The following is an 18,946-nucleotide window of genomic DNA, read 5'->3' as shown; positions in this document are numbered from 1 at the left end:
ACCTGGATGATGAGGATGACGTGACCAGCACATCGATGGAACAGGTCGTAGCAGCGCTCCGTAAGTCGCTCACGGACAACGAGCGGCTGCGCGAGGAGAACGCCCGGCTCACCTCCGTGAGCAACGACCCGATCGCGATCGTGGCCATGGCGTGCCGCTACCCCGGCGGGGCCGGCACGCCGGAGGACCTGTGGCGGCTGGTGGCCGACGGCGTCGACGCGGTCTCCGGCTTCCCGGCCGACCGGGGCTGGGACCCGGAGGTGTACGACCCCGAGCCGGGTGTGCCGGGGAAGTCGTACGCCCGGGACGGCGCGTTCCTGTACGACGCCGCCGAGTTCGACCCGGCGTTCTTCGGGATCAGTCCGCGCGAGGCGCTGGCCATGGACCCGCAGCAGCGGTTGCTGCTGGAGGTGTCGTGGGAGGCGATCGAGCGGGCCGGGGTCGACCCGACGACGCTCAAGGGCAGCCGGACCGGTGTGTACGCCGGGGTGATGTACCACGACTACGCCGACGGCAGCGCGGGCAGCTTCGTCTCCGGCCGGGTCGCGTACACGCTGGGCCTGGAGGGACCGGCCGTCACGATCGACACGGCGTGCTCGTCCTCGCTGGTGGCGCTGCACACCGCCGCCCAGGCGCTGCGGTCCGGGGAATGCTCGCTGGCCCTCGCGGGCGGCGTCACCGTCATGTCCACCCCGGACATGCTGGTGTACTTCAGCGAGCAGCGCGGCCTGGCTCCCGACGGCCGCTGCAAGCCGTTCGCAGCCGCTGCCGACGGCACCGGCTGGGGCGAGGGGGCCGGGGTCCTGCTGCTGGAGCGCCTCTCCGACGCACGCCGCAACGGCCACCCGGTGCTGGCGCTCGTCAGCGGCTCGGCGGTCAACCAGGACGGTGCGTCGAGCGCGATGACCGTGCCCAACGGACCGGCCCAGCAGCGGGTGATCCGTGGCGCGCTGGCCGACGCGGGCCTGACGGCCGCCGAGGTCGACGCCGTGGAGGCCCATGGCACGGGGACCCGGCTCGGTGACCCGATCGAGGCGCAGGCGCTCCTCGCCACCTACGGCCGGAGCAGGCCCGAGGGCCGGCCGCTGTGGCTGGGTTCGGTGAAGTCGAACTTCGGCCACACGCAGGCGGCTGCCGGGGTCGCGGGCATCATCAAGATGGTCATGGCCATGCGCCACGGCGTGCTGCCGAAGTCCCTCCATGTGGACACGCCGTCGGACCAGGTGGACTGGTCGGCGGGCGAGGTGGAACTGCTGACCGAGGCCCGGGACTGGCAGCAGGCGGGTCACCCGAGGCGCGCGGGCATCTCCTCGTTCGGGCTGAGCGGGACGAACGCCCATGTGATCGTCGAGGAGGCCCCCGCGGAGGCCGCGGAGCCTGCGGCGGAGCGGTCCGAACTCCCCGCCGTTCCCTGGGTGGTGTCGGCCAGGACGCCGGAGGCCCTGGCCGACCAGGCGGAACGGCTGCTCACCGTGACCGGCGCCCACAGCCCCGAGGACATCGGATACTCCCTGGCCACCACCCGTACTGCCTTCCCTCACCGAGCCGTGGTGCTCGGCGACCGGACGGACGCGCTCGCCGCCCTTGCGAGCGGCGAGGAGCACCCGGGGCTGGTGCGGGGAGCGGTGGCGCAGGGCAGGACGGCGTTTCTGTTCACGGGTCAGGGCGCGCAGCGGCTCGGGATGGGCCGTGGGTTGTACGAGGCGTTCCCGGTGTTCGCGGGCGCGTTCGACGCGGTGTGCGCGCAGGTGGATGCGCACGTGGGCCGGTCGTTGCGGGACGTGGTGTGGGGTGAGGACGCGGGCGCGCTGAACGCGACCGGGTATGCCCAACCGGCTCTGTTCGCCTTCGAGGTGGCGTTGTTCCGGCTGGTCGAGGCATGGGGTGTGACCCCTGATGTGGTGGTCGGGCACTCCATCGGTGAGCTGGCCGCTGCCCATGTGTCGGGAGTGCTGTCCCTGGCGGATGCGGCCCGACTCGTGGTGGCCCGGGGCCGGTTGATGCAGGAGCTTCCCACCGGCGGCGCGATGGTGGCAGTCCAGGCGTCGGAGGCCGAGGTCCTGCCGGTGCTGACGGACGGTGTGGGTATCGCGGCCGTGAACGGCCCGCAGTCGGTGGTGGTGTCGGGCACGGAGGCTGCCGCGCTCGCGGTCGGTGAGCACTTCGCCGCCGCAGGCCGCAAGACCAGCCGCCTGTCCGTCTCGCACGCCTTCCACTCGGCCCTGATGGAGCCGATGCTGGACGAGTTCCGGGCGGTGGCGCAGGGTCTGGTGTACAGCGAGCCGCGTCTCCAGGTCGTCTCCACCGTCACCGGGGAGCTGTGTTCGGAGTGGCGGTCGCCGGAGTACTGGGTCGACCAAGTCCGCCGGCCGGTCCGGTTCGCGGACGCCGTCCGCACCGCCGAGGGCCTGGGCGCGCGGACGTTCGTGGAGATCGGACCGGACGCCGTACTGACCGCCCTCGGCACCGACTCCGGCGTGTCCGTCCCGCTGCTGCGCAGAAACCGTCCGGAGCCGGAAGCCGTGGTCGCGGCCCTGGGGCGGCTGTATGCCGAGGGCGCCCGGGTCGACTGGGAGGAGTTCTACGCCGGTTCCGGTGCCCGGCGCATCGGCCTGCCCACGTACGCCTTCCAGCGCACCCGCTACTGGGTCGACGCGATCCGGCCGGGGAGTGCTCAGCACACACATCCGCTGCTCGGTTCGGTCGTCACGCTGGCCGACTCCGGTGGCGCGGTGCTCACCGGCCGGCTCGCCGTCGCCGCGCAGCCCTGGCTCGCGGATCACGTCGTGCGGGACACGGTCCTCTTCCCCGGTGCGGGGTTCGTGGAGCTGGCGGTGCGCGCGGGTGACCACGTGGGCTGCGAGGCGCTGGAAGAACTCGCGCTGCACGCGCCCCTCGTTCTCCCCGAGGACGGTGCCGTCGCCGTGCAGGTCGTCGTCGGGGCCGCCGACGACTCGGCCCGCCGCACGGTCGGTGTGTACGCGCGCGACGAGAGCGGCGCCGACCCGGACTGGACCCTGCACGCGGAAGGAGTGCTGGCCGAGGGCGGCGACGAGCCCGCCTTCGACCTGGCCGCGTGGCCCCCGCCGGGCGCGGCGCCCTTCGCGCTCGACGGTGCGTACGAGGCGTTGCGCGCGAGCGGTCTCGCGTACGGTCCTGCCTTCCAGGGCCTGACGGCCGCCTGGCGGCTCGACGGTGATGTGTACGCGGAGGTGGTGCTCGACGAGGAGGTTGCGGCCGACGCGTACGGGCTGCACCCGGCGCTGCTTGACGCCTCGCTGCACGCGGCGCTGGTGGAGGGTGCCGGGGAGAGCGACGGCGGGACGGTTCTGCCGTTCGTGTGGAAGGACGTGCGGCTGTTCGCGGTCGGGACGTCCGCCGCCCGGGTACGGATCTCCCGGCCGGACCCGCAGAGCCTGGCCCTGGAGATCGCGGACGCGGACGGGGCCCCGGTGGCCTCGGTCGGCGGGGTCGTCGGGCGGGCGATGGAGGACGTGCCCGGTGCCGGGGGCGCGGCTGCGGACCCGCTGTACCGGGTCGTGTGGCAGCCGGTCGGCGGCGCCGCCCCTTCGCCGGGCGAGTGGCAGCGCTGGGAGGACGTACCCGCCGACGGCCCCGTGGCCGGCACGGTCGTACTGGACTGCGCACAGGGAGAGCCGGCGGACCGGAACGGTCCGTCCGCCGCCCATGCGGTGGTCGAACGGGTGCTGGACGTGCTCCAGCGGTGGCTGGCGGACGAGCGGTTCGCCGCGGCCTCCCTCGCGGTCGTCACGCGCGGCGCCGTGGCCGTGGCCGACGGCGAGCCGGTCGACGTAGGGCAGGCCCCGGTGTGGGGTCTGGTGCGGGCCGCGCAGGCGGAGAACCCCGGCAGGTTCCTGCTCCTGGACACCGACGGTTCGGAGGACTTCGGGCGCGTCCGGGCCGGCGAGGAGCCGGAGTCGGCGGTCCGCGACGGACGGACCCTGGCTCCCAGGCTGGCCCGCGTCACCGCCCCCGCCGCTCCCGAAGCGGTGTGGGACCCGGACGGGACCGTGCTGATCACCGGCGGTACGGGCGGGCTGGGCGCGATCGTCGCCCGCCACCTGGTGACCGAGCACGGCGTACGCCACCTGCTGCTCGCCGGCCGCCGTGGCGCACAGGCGCCGGGTGCGGACGAACTGCGTTCGGATCTGGAGGCGTTGGGGGCAGGCGTCGCGTTCGCCGCGTGCGACGTGGCCGACCGTGACGCCGTTGCCGCGCTGCTGGCCGGGGTGGGCCCGGCCCACCCGCTGCGGGCGGTCGTCCATGCGGCGGGCGTGCTCGACGACGTGATGGTCACCTCGCTGACGGCCGAGCGCCTGCGGGGTGTCCTCGCGCCCAAGGCGGATGCCGCCCTGCACCTGCACGACCTCACCCGCGACCTCGACCTCACCGCGTTCGTCCTGTTCTCCTCCGTCGCCGGGACCCTCGGCTCGACGGGACAGGCCAACTACGCGGCCGCCAATGCCTTCCTCGACGGTCTCGCCGCGCACCGACGGGCCGAGGGCCTGCCGGCGTCGTCGCTGGCCTTCGGGCTGTGGGACACCCCCGGCGGCATGGGCACCCGGCTCGGAGCGGCCGAACTGGAACGCATGCGCCAGGCCGGCACCCCCGCGATCCCCGCCGACCGCGGCCTCGCCCTCTTCGACACCGCCCTGCGGTCCGGCGTGGCGGCCACGGTCCCCGTCCGCCTCGACCTCGGGGTCCTGCGCGCGCACGCCGACGAGATCCCCGCCCTGCTGCGCGGTCTCGTACGCGCCCCCGGGCGCCGGGCGGCCAGGGCGGGATCCCCGGTCCTGCGGACCCGGCTCGCCGGACTGACCGGCGCCGACCGGGCGGACGCCGTCCTGGAGCTGGTCCGTACGAAGATCGCGGCGGTCCTCGGACACGCCTCGGGCGAGGCCATCGAACCGGGCCGCGCCTTCGACGAGCTGGGCTTCGACTCGCTCACCGCCGTCGAACTCCGCAACCGGCTCGACGCCGAGACCGGACTGCGCCTCCCGGCCACGCTGATCTTCGACCACCCGACGGCCGAGGCCGTCGCCGCGTACGTCCTGACGCGCCTCGACGGCACTCCGGACGCGCCTCCCGGCCCGTCCGCCGCAGTGCGGGCGGGCGACGGGGATCCGGTCGTCATCGTGGGCATGGCCTGCCGCTACCCGGGCGGGGTGACCACGCCCGACGGCCTGTGGCAGCTGGTCGCGGACGGTGTGGACGCGATCGCCCCGCTGCCCGACGACCGGGGCTGGGACCCGGGGGTGTACGACCCCGAGCCAGGTGTGCCGGGGAAGTCGTACGCCCGGGACGGGGCGTTCCTGTACGACGCGGCGGAGTTCGATCCGGCGTTCTTCGGGATCAGTCCGCGCGAGGCGTTGACCATGGATCCGCAGCAGCGGTTGCTGCTGGAGGTGTCGTGGGAGGCGATCGAGCGGGCCGGGGTGGACCCGACGACGCTCAAGGGCAGCCGTACCGGTGTGTACGCCGGGGTGATGTACCACGACTACGCGGGCGGCACGGCCGGGAGCCTGGTCTCCGGGCGCGTGGCCTACACCCTGGGTCTGGAGGGCCCCGCGCTCACGGTGGACACGGCGTGCTCGTCGTCTCTGGTGGCGCTGCACACCGCCGCCCAGGCGCTGCGGTCCGGGGAATGCTCGCTGGCCCTCGCGGGCGGCGTCACGGTCATGGCGACCCCGGACATGCTGGTGTACTTCAGCGAGCAGCGCGGCCTCTCGCCGGACGGCCGCTGCAAGTCCTTCGGCGCCGGCGCGGACGGTACGGGCTGGGGCGAGGGCGCGGGCATGCTGCTGCTGGAGCGGCTGTCGGACGCCCGGCGCCACGGTCATCCGGTGCTGGCCGTGGTGCGCGGCTCGGCGCTCAACCAGGACGGCGCGAGCAACGGCCTGACCGCTCCGAACGGACCGGCCCAGCAGCGGGTGATCCGCGGTGCGCTGGCCGATGCGGGCCTGACGGCCGCCGAGGTCGACGTGGTGGAGGCGCACGGTACGGGGACCCGGCTTGGTGACCCGATCGAGGCGCAGGCCCTGCTGGAGACGTACGGCCAGGGGCGCGAGGAGGACCGGCCGCTGTGGCTGGGGTCCATCAAGTCCAACATGGGTCACACGCAGGCGGCGGCCGGGGTCGCGGGCATCATCAAGATGGTGATGGCCATGCGCCACGGGATGCTGCCGCCGACGCTGCACGCGGAGGAGCGGTCCGACCAGGTGGACTGGTCGGCGGGTGAGGTGGAACTGCTCACCACCGCTCAGGACTGGCAGCCGGGCGACCGGCCCAGGCGCGCGGGCATCTCGTCGTTCGGGCTGAGCGGGACGAACGCCCATGTGATCGTCGAGGAGCCGCCTGCGGAGGTGGCGCAGCCGGCCGAGCGGGCCGAACTGCCCCTGGTCCCCTGGGTGGTGTCGGCGAAGACCCCGGAGGCGCTGGCGGGTCAGGCCGCGCGGCTGTTGACGGTGGCCGATGAGTACGTCCCCGAGGACATCGGGTTCTCCCTGGTGACCTCGAAGGCGGCGTTCGAGCACCGCGCGGTGGTCCTCGGAGACCGGGAGAACGCGCTCGCCGCCCTTGCGGGGGGCGAGGAACACCCGGGGGCCGTGGTCGGCCAGGCGCGTCGTGGCGGGAAGACGGCGTTCCTGTTCACGGGTCAGGGTGCGCAGCGGCTGGGGATGGGTCGTGGGTTGTACGAGGCGTTCCCGGTGTTCGCGGCGGCGTTCGATGCGGTGTGTGCGGAGGTTGACGCGCACTTGGGTCGGTCGTTGCGGGATGTGGTGTGGGGTGAGGATGCGGGCGAGCTGAATGCGACCGCGCACGCTCAACCGGCTTTGTTCGCCTTTGAGGTGGCGTTGTTCCGGTTGGTCGAGGGCTGGGGTGTGACGCCTGATGTGGTGGTGGGGCACTCCATTGGTGAGGTGGCTGCCGCGCATGTGGCGGGGGTTCTGTCGCTGGCGGATGCGGTCCGGTTGGTGGTGGCTCGTGGTCGGTTGATGCAGGAGCTTCCTGCTGGTGGTGCGATGGTCGCGGTCCAGGCGTCGGAGGACGAGGTCCTGGCGGTGTTGACGGACGGTGTGGGTATCGCGGCGGTCAACGGGCCGCAGTCGGTGGTCGTTTCGGGCACGGAGGCGGCTGCTCTCGCGGTCGGTGAGCACTTCGCCGCGCTCGGTCGCAAGACGAGCCGCCTGTCCGTCTCGCACGCCTTCCATTCGGCGTTGATGGAGCCGATGTTGTCGGCGTTCCGGGAGGTGGCGGCGGGGCTGGTGTACTCCGAGCCGCAGGTCCCGGTGGTCTCCACGGTCACCGGGGAGCTGTGTTCGGAGTGGCAGTCGTCGGAGTACTGGGTCGAGCAGGTTCGCCGGCCGGTCCGTTTCGCGGACGCCGTCCGCAGTGCGGAAGAGGCGGGTGCGCGGACGTTCGTGGAGATCGGGCCGGACGCCGTGCTCACCGCGCTCGGTGACGGTGACGCCGCCTTCGTCCCGCTGCTGCGCAGGAACCGTCCCGAGCCCGAAGCCGTGGTCGCTGCCCTCGGCCGGTTGTACGTGGAGGGTGCCCGGGTGGACTGGGAGGCCTTCTACGCCGGCTCCGGTGCGCGCCGGGTCGAGCTGCCCACGTACGCCTTCCAGCGCACCCGCTACTGGGTCGAAGCCCCGGTCGCCGGTGGTGACGCCGCAGCCTCCGGGCAGACCGCGCTCGACCACCCGGTGCTCCGGGCGGCCGTCGTTCTGCCTGACGACGGCGGGCTCGTCCTCACGGGCCGGGTCTCCGCCGGTACGCATGGGTGGATCACCGACCACGATGTCCTCGGGTCGATCCTGCTGCCGGGCACCGGGTTCGTGGAGCTGGCCGTCCGGGCGGGCGAACAGCTCGACTGCGGGGTCCTGGAAGAACTCACCCTGCAGGCGCCCCTGGTGCTGCAACCGATGGGCGGCACGGCCGTTCAGGTGGCGGTGGGGGCGGCGGACGACACCGGGCGCCGGACCGTGACGATCCACTCGCGCACCGACGACCATCCGGACATGCCGTGGACGCGCCACGCGGAAGGCGTGCTGGCACCGGTGCAGGAGGACGCCCCGGCGGAGGGCCTTGCCGACTGGCCGCCGACGGGGGCCGAGGAACTGTCCGTGGCCGGCGCCTACCCGGACCTCGCGTCCGCCGGGTATCACTACGGGCCGACCTTCCAGGGGATCAAGGCCGCCTGGCGGGACGGCGAGGTGCTGTACGCGGAGGTGGCCCTCCCGGAGCAGGCGCACGAGGACGCCGCCCGGTTCGGTCTCCACCCCGCCCTGCTGGACGCGGCGATGCACGTCGGACTGCTCGACATCCCGGGCCGGGAGGACGGCGGACAGACCCTGCTGCCCTTCGCCTGGAACGGGGTCGCGCTGCACGCGGCCGGGGCCAAGGCGCTCCGGGTGCGGATCACCCCCGTCCCGCAGCGGGACGGGCTCTCGCTGACGGTCGCCGACGAACACGGCAACCCCGTGCTCTCCGTGGAATCGCTCCTCTCCCGGCCCGTGTGGGCCGACCAACTCGGCACCGGGGCCGGCGATGCGCTGCTCCGGGTCGACTGGCAGCCCGTACCCCTGACCGGGCAGTCGGCCGATCTGCCCGACTCCGCCGCCTACGTGTGCGAGGTGGACGACCGGGGCGGCGATGTTCCGGGTGCGGTGCGTGGCGTGGTGGGTCGTGTGTTGGGTGTGGTGCAGGAGTGGTTGTCGGTGGAGCGGGCTGGGGGTGTGGTGTTGGCGGTGGTCACGCGGGGTGCGGTGGCTGTGGGTGATGGTGATGTGGTGGATGTGCGGCAGGCTCCGGTGTGGGGTTTGGTGCGGGCGGCGCAGGCGGAGAATCCGGGCCGGTTCGTGTTGGTGGATACGGATGGTTCGGTGCCGTGGGAGCGGGTGGCGGTTCTGGGTGAGCCGGAGTTGGTGGTGCGGGATGGTGTGGTGTGGGTGCCGCGTCTGGTGCGTGCCACGGGTGGGGGTTCGGGTCCGGTGTGGGGTGCGGACGGGACCGTGTTGATCACGGGTGGTACGGGTGGTCTGGGTGCGCGGGTGGCGCGTCATCTGGTGTCTGTGCATGGTGTGCGGAGTCTGTTGCTGGTCGGTCGTCGGGGTGCGGGGGCGCCGGGTGTTGGTGATCTGGTCGCGGAGCTGTCCGGTCTGGGTGCGTCGGTGTCCGTGGCCGCGTGTGATGTGGCGGACCGGGATGCGTTGGCGGGGGTGATCGCGTCGGTGGATCCGGCGTATCCGCTTCGTGGTGTGGTGCATGTGGCTGGTGTCGCGGACAACGGTGTGGTTGGTTCGTTGACGGTGGAGCGTGTGGATGCGGTGTTGCGTCCGAAGGTGGATGCGGCGTGGTATCTGCATGAGTTGACCCGTGATCTGGACTTGTCGGCGTTTGTGATGTTTTCCTCTGCCGGTGGTCTTGTGCTGGCGGCTGGGCAGGGCAACTACGCGGCGGCCAATGTTTTCCTGGATGCGCTTGCTGTCCGTCGTCATGCCGAAGGGCTTCCGGCCAGTTCCATGGCGTTCGGCCTCTGGGCCGTCGACACCGGCATGGCCTCCCACCTCGCCGAAGCCGACCTGGAGCGCATGCGCCGGGCCGGGACTCCCGCGCTGTCCGAGGCCGAGGGGCTGGCGCTGTTCGATGCCGCGCTGGCGTCGGGCCTGGCCGCCACCGTGCCGCTCCGGGTGGACGCGGGCGCCCTGCGCACCCGTACCGACGAACTCCCCGCCCTGCTGCGGGGCATGGCCCCGCCGGCCCGCAAGCGGTCCACCGCAGGGCAGCCGCAGGGCGCCTCGCTCGCCGCGCGGATCGCCGGGAAGAGCGAGGAGGAGCGGACCCGGATCATCCTGGATGTCGTACGGGACCGTGCGGCGGCCGTGCTCGGGCACTCCTCCGCCGAGGCGGTCGAACCGGACCGCGCGTTCGGGGAGCTGGGCTTCGACTCGCTCGGCTCGGTGGAGCTGCGCAACCAGCTGACGGCGGTCAGCGGCGTGCGGCTGCCCGCCACGCTGATCTTCGACTACCCGAGCGCTGCGGAGGTCGCCGGGTACATCGACGCCCGCCTGGTCCCGGCCGAACCGGTGTCCAGGGCGGAGGCGGACCTCCGGAAGCTGGAGGCCCTGCTGACGACCGAGGCGCCGCCGGCCGGACCCGGGCGCGCGCGACTCGTCGAGCGGCTGCGGGAGTTGGCCGGACGGCTCGACGGACCGCGTCCGGACGACCTGGTCCCGGCCGCACCGGAGGTGTCCGGCCCCGACCTCGACGAGGTCACCGCGGACGAGCTGTTCGACATCCTCGACAACGAGCTCGGCAGCACCCCCGCGACCTCCTGAGACGCCGGGCCCGCCCGACCTGCGGGCACCCGGCCCACCCCGGCCGGGGTGCGTGACAGCTGTACGGCAGCCGTCGCGCACCCCGGCCTTTCGCCTGCCGGTTTTCCTGCCCGTTCCCCTGTCCGGCCGGGGTCGTGCGGCAGGGGTGGGCTAAGGGTAGGCCGCCCCTCAGCCCTCTCAGTAGCGTTCGAATCCGATCAACGTTGGACGCCGCGTGAGTGAGTCGCCACGGATCGTCGACCAGAGGGAGTAGGTCTCGGTGAGCAACGAGGAGCGACTTCTCGAGTATCTGAAGCGGGCCACGACCGACCTGCGCGAGGTCCGTCGCCGGCTGGCGGAGGCCGAACGCCGTCTCAGTGTGTCGAACGGTTCCGGTGGCCGTCCCGGGCACCACGACGACCCGGTGGTGATCGTCGGGATGGGCTGCCGGTACCCGGGCGGGGTGACCACCCCGGATGAGCTGTGGCGGCTGGTCGCGGACGGTGTCGACGCCATCGGCGAGTTTCCGACGGACCGAGGCTGGGACCCGGAGGTGTACGACCCGGAGCCGGGTACGCCCGGGAAGACGTACGCACGGGAGGGCGGCTTCCTTTACGAGGCAGCGGACTTCGACCCGGTGTTCTTCGGGATCAGCCCCAACGAGGCACTGATGACGGACCCTCAGCAGCGCTTGCTGCTTGAGGTCTCCTGGGAGGCGATCGAGCGGGCCGGGATCGACCCGACCACGCTCAAGGGGTCGTCGACCGGGGTGTTCGCCGGTGTGATGTACCACGACTACGCACTCGGCGTGGAGCCCGGAAGCACCACGGCCGGCAGTGTGGTCTCCGGCCGGGTGGCCTACACGCTGGGTCTTGAGGGCCCGGCGGTCAGCGTCGACACGGCGTGCTCGTCCTCGCTGGTGGCGCTGCACATGGCGGCCCAGGCACTGCGGTCCGGCGAATGCTCGCTGGCCCTGGCCGGCGGGGTCACGGTCATGCCGAGCCCCGACATGTTCGTGTACTTCAGTACGCAGCAGGGCCTCGCTTCCGACGGCCGCTCGAAGTCCTTCTCCGCGTCCGCCGACGGCGTCGCCTGCTCGGAGGGCGCGGGCGTGCTGCTGCTGGAACGCCTCTCCGACGCCCGCCGCAACGGCCACCCCGTGCTCGCGGTGGTCCGGGGCTCGGCGCTCAACCAGGACGGCGCGAGCAACGGCCTGACCGCCCCGAACGGGCCCGCCCAGCAGCGCGTGATCCGTCGCGCCCTCGCGGACGCGGGCCTGTCGGCGGCAGAGGTCGACGCGGTCGAGGCGCACGGCACCGGGACGACCCTGGGCGACCCGATCGAGGCGCAGGCGCTGCTGGAGACGTACGGGCAGGAACGCCCCGAGGGACACCCGCTGTGGCTGGGCTCCATCAAGTCCAACATGGGCCACAGCCAGGCGGCCGCCGGTGTCGCCGGGATCATCAAGATGGTCATGGCCATGCGCCACGGCACCCTGCCGAAGTCCCTGTACGCGGACGAGCCGTCGGATCAGGTGGACTGGTCGGCGGGCGAGGTCGAGCTGCTGGCCGAGGGGCGCGCGTGGGTGCCCGCCGGCGCGGTACGACGAGCCGGTGTGTCCTCCTTCGGGATCAGTGGGACGAACGCCCATGTGATCGTCGAGGAGGCTCCGGCGGAGACGGGGGAGACGGCCGTGCGGGCCGGACTCCCGGTGGTTCCCTGGGTGGTGTCGGCGAAGACTGAGCAGTCCCTCGGTGCTCAGGCCGCCCGCCTGCGGGACCGGGTCGAGGGAGAGCCCGGGGCCGATGCGGCGGACATCGGGCTCTCCCTGGCCACGACACGTACGGCTTTCACCCACCGCGCGGTGGTCCTCGGCGACCGGACGGACGCGCTCGCCGCGCTCGCGGTGGGCGAGGAGCACCCGGGTGTGCTGACCGGCCGGGCCCGCCGCGACGGGAAGACGGCGTTCCTGTTCACGGGTCAGGGTGCGCAGCGGCTCGGGATGGGCCGTGGACTGGACGAGGCGTTTCCCGCGTTCAAGGCCGCCTTCGACGCCGTGTGCGCGGAGGTCGACGCGCACCTCGGGCGGTCGTTGCGGGATGTGGTGTGGGGTGAGGATGCGGGCGCGCTGAATGCGACCGCGCACGCTCAACCGGCCCTGTTCGCCTTTGAGGTGGCGTTGTTCCGGTTGGTCGAGGCGTGGGGTGTGACGCCGGATGTGGTGGTGGGGCACTCGATCGGTGAGGTGGCTGCCGCGCATGTGGCGGGGGTTCTGTCGCTGGCGGATGCGGTCCGGTTGGTGGTGGCTCGTGGTCGGTTGATGCAGGAGCTTCCTGCTGGTGGTGCGATGGTCGCGGTCCAGGCGTCGGAGGACGAGGTCCTGGCGGTGCTGACGGACGGTGTGGGTATCGCGGCGGTCAACGGGCCGCAGTCGGTGGTGGTGTCGGGCACGGAGGCCGCCGCGCTCGCGGTCGGTGAGTACTTCGCCGCCGCAGGCCGCAAGACCAGCAGGCTCGCCGTCTCGCATGCGTTCCATTCGGCGTTGATGGAGCCGATGTTGTCGGCGTTCCGTGAGGTGGCGGCGGGGCTGGTCTTCAACGAGCCGCAGGTCCCGGTGGTCTCCACCGTCACCGGGGAGCTGTGTTCGGAGTGGCAGTCGTCGGAGTACTGGGTCGAGCAGGTTCGCCGGCCGGTGCGGTTCGCGGACGCGGTCCGCAGTGCCGAGGAGTGTGGCGCGCGGACGTTCGTGGAGATCGGGCCGGACGCGGTGCTCACCGCGCTCGGTGACGGTGATGCCGCCTTCGTCCCGCTGCTGCGCAGGAACCGTCCCGAGCCCGAAGCCGTGGTCGCTGCCCTCGGCCGGTTGTATGTGGAGGGTGCCCGGGTGGACTGGGAGGCCTTCTACGCCGGCTCCGGTGCGCGCCGGGTCGAGCTGCCCACGTACGCCTTCCAGCGCAGCCGCTACTGGGTCGAGGGCAACAGCTCCGAGGCCCGGGGGCCGGTGGCGGTCGAGGAGGTTCCGTCGGCCGAGGAGTCCCGGCAGGCCGCCGCGGATCTGCGGGCGGAGCTGGCCGGGCTCGGGGCCGCCGAGGGCGGGCGGGTGCTGCTGGCTCTGGTGCGTACGCATGTCGCGGTCGTCCTCGGGTACGCCTCCGGCACCGTCGTCGAGACCGATCTCGCCTTCCGTGACATGGGCTTCGACTCGCTGGCCGCCGTGGAGCTGCGCAAACGGCTCACCGCCGCCAGTGGCTGCGATCTGCCCGCCACCCTGATCTTCGACTACCCGACCCCCCGGGCCGTCGCCGCGTTCCTGGCGGAGCGCCTGGAGTCCGAGTCCGACGCCGCGGCCGGTGATCCGGCCGCCGCCGCCCTGGCCGAGCTGGACCGGATCGAAACGGTGCTCAGCGGGTTCCCCACCGCCGAGGGGGACGCGGAGACGATCAGCGCCCGTGCGGCCGCGATCACCACTCGGCTGGAAGCCCTCGTACGCCGCTGGCGCGACGTGCACGGCGACCCGGCGTCGACCGGCGAAGGACCCGACTTCGAAACGGTCACCGACGAGGAGCTGTTCGACGTGCTCGACAGCGAATTCGGCATCTCCTAGCCAGCGATCAGCTCTAGATTGGTTGAGGTTCGATGAGCAACGACGAGAAGCTCCGGGACTATCTCAAGCGCGCCACCTCCGAACTGCAGCGCACCCGACGCCAGTTGGCGGATCTCGAGGAGCGCGGCAGCGAGCCGGTCGCGATCGTGGCGATGGGCTGCCGCTTCCCCGGCGGCATCACCTCGCCCGAGGAGCTGTGGCAGCTGGTGGACGCCGGGCGGGACGCCGTCTCGCTCTTCCCGGACGGCCGGGGCTGGGACACCGAGGCCCTGTACGACCCCGAGCCCGGGACGCCCGGCAGGACGTACTGCAGGGAGGGCGGCTTCCTCCACGAGGCGGGTGCGTTCGACGCGGGCTTCTTCAAGATCAGCCCGCGCGAGGCCCGGGACACCGACCCGCAGCAGCGGTTGATGCTGGAGGTGGCCTGGGAGGTCATCGAGCGCGCCGGGATCGACCCCACCTCGCTGAAGGGCAGCCGCACCGGGGTGTTCGCCGGGGTGGTCTACCACGACTACCCGGGCGGCGGCGGTACCGGCGGGCTGGCCAGCGTCGCGTCCGGGCGGGTGGCGTACACGCTCGGGCTCGAAGGCCCCGCCGTCACCGTGGACACGGCCTGCTCCTCCTCGCTCGTCGCCCTCCACCTCGCCGTCCAGTCGGTGCGCAGCGGCGAATGCTCGCTGGCGCTCGCGGGCGGGGTCACCGTCATGGCGAGCCCGGACTCCTTCGTCGGCTTCAGCCAGGACCGGGGCCTGGCGCCCGACGGGCGGTGCAAGTCGTTCGCGGACGCCGCCGACGGCACCACCTGGTCCGAGGGCGCGGGCATGCTCCTCGTCGAGCGGCTCTCCGACGCCCGGCGCAACGGCCACCCCGTCCTCGCCGTCGTCCGTGGCTCCGCGATGAACTCCGACGGCGCGTCCAACGGCCTGACCGCGCCGAACGGCCCCTCGCAGCAGCGGGTCATCCAGCAGGCCCTGGCCTCGGGCGGGCTGGTCCCCACCGATGTCGACGCCGTCGAGGCGCACGGCACCGGCACCACCCTGGGCGACCCCATCGAGGCGCAGGCCCTCATCGCGGCCTACGGCCGGGACCGGGCGGCGGACCAGCCGCTGTGGCTGGGCTCGTTCAAGTCGAACATCGGCCACGCGCAGGCCGCGGCCGGGGTCGGCGGTGTGATCAAGATGGTGCAGGCGATGCGGGCCGGCGTCCTGCCGCGCACCCTGCACGTGGACGAGCCGAGCCACAACGTCGACTGGAGCGCGGGCGCCGTACGGCTGCTGACCGAGCCGGTCGCCTGGCCGGAGCGCGGACGCGCCAAGCGGGCCGGGGTGTCCTCGTTCGGTCTGAGCGGCACCAACGTCCATGTGATCGTGGAGGAGGCGCCGGCGGCCCCGGCTGCCCCCGACGAGGCCCCCGGGGCCGCCCCCCGCTTCGTCCCCTTCCTGGTGTCCGCCCGCCGCCCCGAGGCGCTGGCCGCTCAGGCGGCCCGGCTCGCTGACCATGTGGAGGCCCACCCCGAAGAGGCGCTTGCCGACACCGGCTGGTCGCTGGCCACCGGCCGGGCCGCGCTGGAGCACCGGGCCGTGGTCGTCGCCGACGGCCGGGACGCGGACCGGGGCGAGCTCGTCCGGTCCCTGCGCGCCCTGGCGACCGGGTCCGCCGGCTCCCTCGTGGGGGAGTCCCGGCCCGACGCGCTCAGCGCCGTCCTGTTCACCGGACAGGGCTCCCAGCGCCTCGGCATGGGGCGCGAACTGCACGGCGCTTACCCGGTGTTCGCCCGCGCCTTCGACGAGGCGGCCGAGGCCCTCGACGCACACCTCGACACGCCGCTGCGTGCGGCGATGTGGGGCGGGGACCGTGCGCTTCTCGACGGGACGGGCCGGGCCCAGCCCGCGCTGTTCGCCTGCGAGGTGGCGCTGTACCGGCTCGTCGAGTCGTGGGGGGTGCGCCCCGACTTCCTGGCCGGGCACTCCGTCGGTGAGTTCGCCGCCGCCCATGTCGCCGGGGTGCTGTCCCTCGCCGACGCGGCCCGGCTGGTCGCGGCCCGGGGCCGTCTGATGCAGGCCCTCCCGGAGGGCGGCGCGATGATCGCGGTCGAGGCGTCCGAGGACGAGGTGACACCCCTGCTCACTCCGGCCACCGGCATCGCCGCGCTCAACGGGCCGACGTCCGTGATCGTCTCGGGCGACGAGAGCGAGGCCCTGGCGATCGCCGGTCACTTCGCCGGCCGGGGTCGCAGGACCAAGCGGCTCGCCGTGTCGCACGCCTTCCACTCGCCGCTGATGGAGCCGATGCTCGACGCGTTCCGTGCCGTCGCCGAGAGCGTCACGTACGGCACCGCCCGGATCCCCGTCGTCTCCACCGTCACCGGTGAGCTCGCGGGCGCCGACGAACTGGCCTGCGCGGACTACTGGGTACGCCATGTCCGGGCGGGCGTCCGGTTCGCCGACGCCGTCCGCCTGCTGGCCGACAAGGGCGTCCACACCTTCCTGGAACTCGGTCCCGACGCCGCCCTCACCCCGCTCGGACCCGACTGCCTCGACGGCCGGGACGAGGCGGCGGACCAGCCGCTGTTCACCGCCGCCCTGCGGCGCGGCCGGGACGAGGAACGCGTCCTGATCGAGGCCGTCGCGCTCGCCCACACCCGGGGTGTCCCCGTCGACTGGGACGCCTGCCTCACGGCCACCGGCCACCGGCCCGCCCGTGTGGAGCTGCCCACCTACGCCTTCCAGCGCCGGACCTACTGGGCCGCCCCCTCCGACGCGCCCGCCGCCACCGCCGCAGGCCCGGCCGACCCGGGTGAGGCGCAGTTCTGGGAGGCGGTGGAGCGCGACGACACGGCCGGGCTCGCGGAGCGGCTGGGGCTCGACCCCGCCGACCTCGCCCCCGTGCTGCCCGCGCTCACCAGCTGGCGGGCCGGCCGGCGCGAGGCCTCGGCGGTCGACGCCCTGCGCTACCGGATCTCCTGGGCACCGGTCCCCGCCCCCTCGGCGCCCGCCCCGCTCACCGGCGACTGGCTCGTCCTCCACACCGCCGACGAACAGCCGGCCGCCGCGGTCCTCGCCGCCGCGCTCACCGCCCGGGGTGCGAACCCGGTGCAGGTGGAGACCGGAGGCGCGCACGGCTCCCCGCTCCCCGAGCGGCTGTCCGCCCCCGCCGGGGTGCTGAGCCTGCTCGCCCTCGACGACACCCCGCACCCCGTCCACCCCACGCTCTCCCAGGGGCTGGTGGACACCGTCGCCCTGGTGCGGGAGACGGCGGCCCGGGAGTGGGACGCCCCCGTGTGGTGCCTCACCCGGGGCGCGGTGGCCACCGATGACAGGGAGGCGAAGGCCCGGCCCGTGCGTCCCGGGCAGACCGCCGTCTGGGGACTGGGGGCGGCGCTCGCCCTGGAGGCGCCCGCGACCTGGGGCGGCCTCGTGGACCTCCCGGCCGGAACCGGCCTCGACGAGACGTCCGCGCTGCGGCTGTGCGACACCCTCTCCGGGGCCACCGGCGAGGACCAGATCGCGCTCCGGCCCGAGGGCGTTCACGCCCGCCGCCTGGTCCGTCCCGCGCAGCCCGACCCGGCCGGTCCCTGGCAGGCCCGGGGCACCGCCCTGGTCACCGGCGGCACCGGCGGGATCGGCGCCCATGTCGCCCGGATGCTGGCGGAGGACGGCGCGGAGCACATCGTCCTCGTCGGCCGGCGCGGACCGGACGCACCGGGCGCCGCCGAACTCGCCGCCGAGATCGGCGCGCTGGGCGTCCGGGTCTCGGTCGAGGCCTGCGACATGGCCGACCGCGAGTCCGTCCGCGCCCTGCTCGCCGGGCTGCCCGGACTGACCTCCGTCTTCCACGCGGCCGGGCTGCCGCAGCGCATCGCCCCGCTCGGAGACCTCACGCTCGCGGAGCTGGCCGGGGTCGCCGACGCCAAGGTGCTCGGCGCCCGCCACCTCGACGAACTCCTCGCGGACACCCCGCTCGACGCGTTCGTGCTCTTCTCCTCCGGCGCCGCCGTCTGGGGCAGCGCCGGCCAGACCGCGTACGGCAGCGCCAACGCCTACCTCGACGGCCTCGCCCACAGCCGCCGCGCCCGCGGCCTCGCCGCCACATCCGTGGCCTGGGGCTCCTGGGACGGCGGGATGGTCGACGCCGAACTCGCCGCCGTCATGCGCCGGATGGGCGCCCCCGCGATGCGTCCCGACCTCGCCGTGGGCGCCCTGCGCCGCATCCTGGCGGGCCCCGCCTCGCACGCCGTCGTCGCCGACTTCGACTGGGAGCGCTTCGCGCCCGCCTACGTACTCGCCCGGCCGCGCCCCCTCCTCGACGCCCTGCCCGACGCCCGCGCCGCCCTCGGCGGGGACGGTGCGCAGGAGGGCGCCGGGGGTGGCTCCGGCCTCGCGGACCGGCTGGCCGGCCTGGCACAGCCCGAGCAGCGCTCCGTGCTCCTCGACCTCGTCCGTACGCACGTGGCGGCCCTGCTCGGCTACGACGACCCGGCCGAGGTCGCGCCCGACCGCGGCTTCACCGACCTCGGCTTCGACTCCGTCGCCGCCGTAGACCTGCGGACGAAACTCGTCGCCGCCACGGGACGCCCCCTGCCCACCGGCATGATCTACGACCACCCCAGCCCCGGGGCGCTCGCGGCCCATCTGTGGTCCGAGCTCTGCCAGGACGACAGCCCCGGCGAACTCCCCGTCCTGGCACAGCTCGACCGGCTGGAGGAGGCCGCGGCGGGACTCGCCGCCGAGGACATCGAGGCCACCCGGATCACCGCCCGGCTGCAGAGCCTGCTGGCCCGGCTGACCGGCACCCTCGACGCACAGACCGGCAACGGCGGCCAGGGCGTGGGCGAGCAGCTCGAAACCGCCTCCGCCGACGACGTCTTCGCCTTCATCGACAACGAACTCGGCCTCACCTGACCCCGACCGCGCGGCCAGTGCTGTGACCGGCACCGGGCCCGCCTCGCAACCCCGCGACCCGACTCGACCTCACGGCATGAACAAGGACTCGGTGGGACCCA

The 18,946-nt window shown here is 73.7% G+C and carries 3 protein-coding genes; all 3 read left to right on the top strand.

Annotated elements, in window-relative coordinates:
• Window positions 1-20: 20 nt before the first annotated feature.
• The 3 genes from RLT58_RS17340 (at window position 21) to RLT58_RS17330 (ending at window position 18,845) form a co-directional block, all read left to right on the top strand.
• Window positions 21-10,361: an SDR family NAD(P)-dependent oxidoreductase gene (locus RLT58_RS17340; RefSeq protein WP_399131642.1), complete on the top strand. Its 10,341-nt coding sequence runs from the start codon at window positions 21-23 to the stop codon at window positions 10,359-10,361.
• A gap of 259 nt (window positions 10,362-10,620) precedes the next feature.
• Window positions 10,621-13,944, top strand: coding sequence for a type I polyketide synthase (locus RLT58_RS17335; protein ID WP_311311288.1), 3,324 nt, complete (start codon window positions 10,621-10,623; stop codon window positions 13,942-13,944).
• 32 nt (window positions 13,945-13,976) lie between these two features.
• A complete protein-coding gene (locus tag RLT58_RS17330) occupies window positions 13,977-18,845 on the top strand; it encodes a type I polyketide synthase (RefSeq protein WP_311311287.1) in 4,869 nt (1,622 codons plus the stop codon).
• The last annotated feature ends 101 nt before the right edge of the window (window positions 18,846-18,946 follow it).

The organism is Streptomyces sp. ITFR-16 (genome assembly GCF_031844705.1).
Classification (GTDB): domain Bacteria; phylum Actinomycetota; class Actinomycetes; order Streptomycetales; family Streptomycetaceae; genus Streptomyces.
Note: the sequence above shows the minus strand (reverse complement) of the source record. Positions and strands in the feature narration are given on the sequence as shown.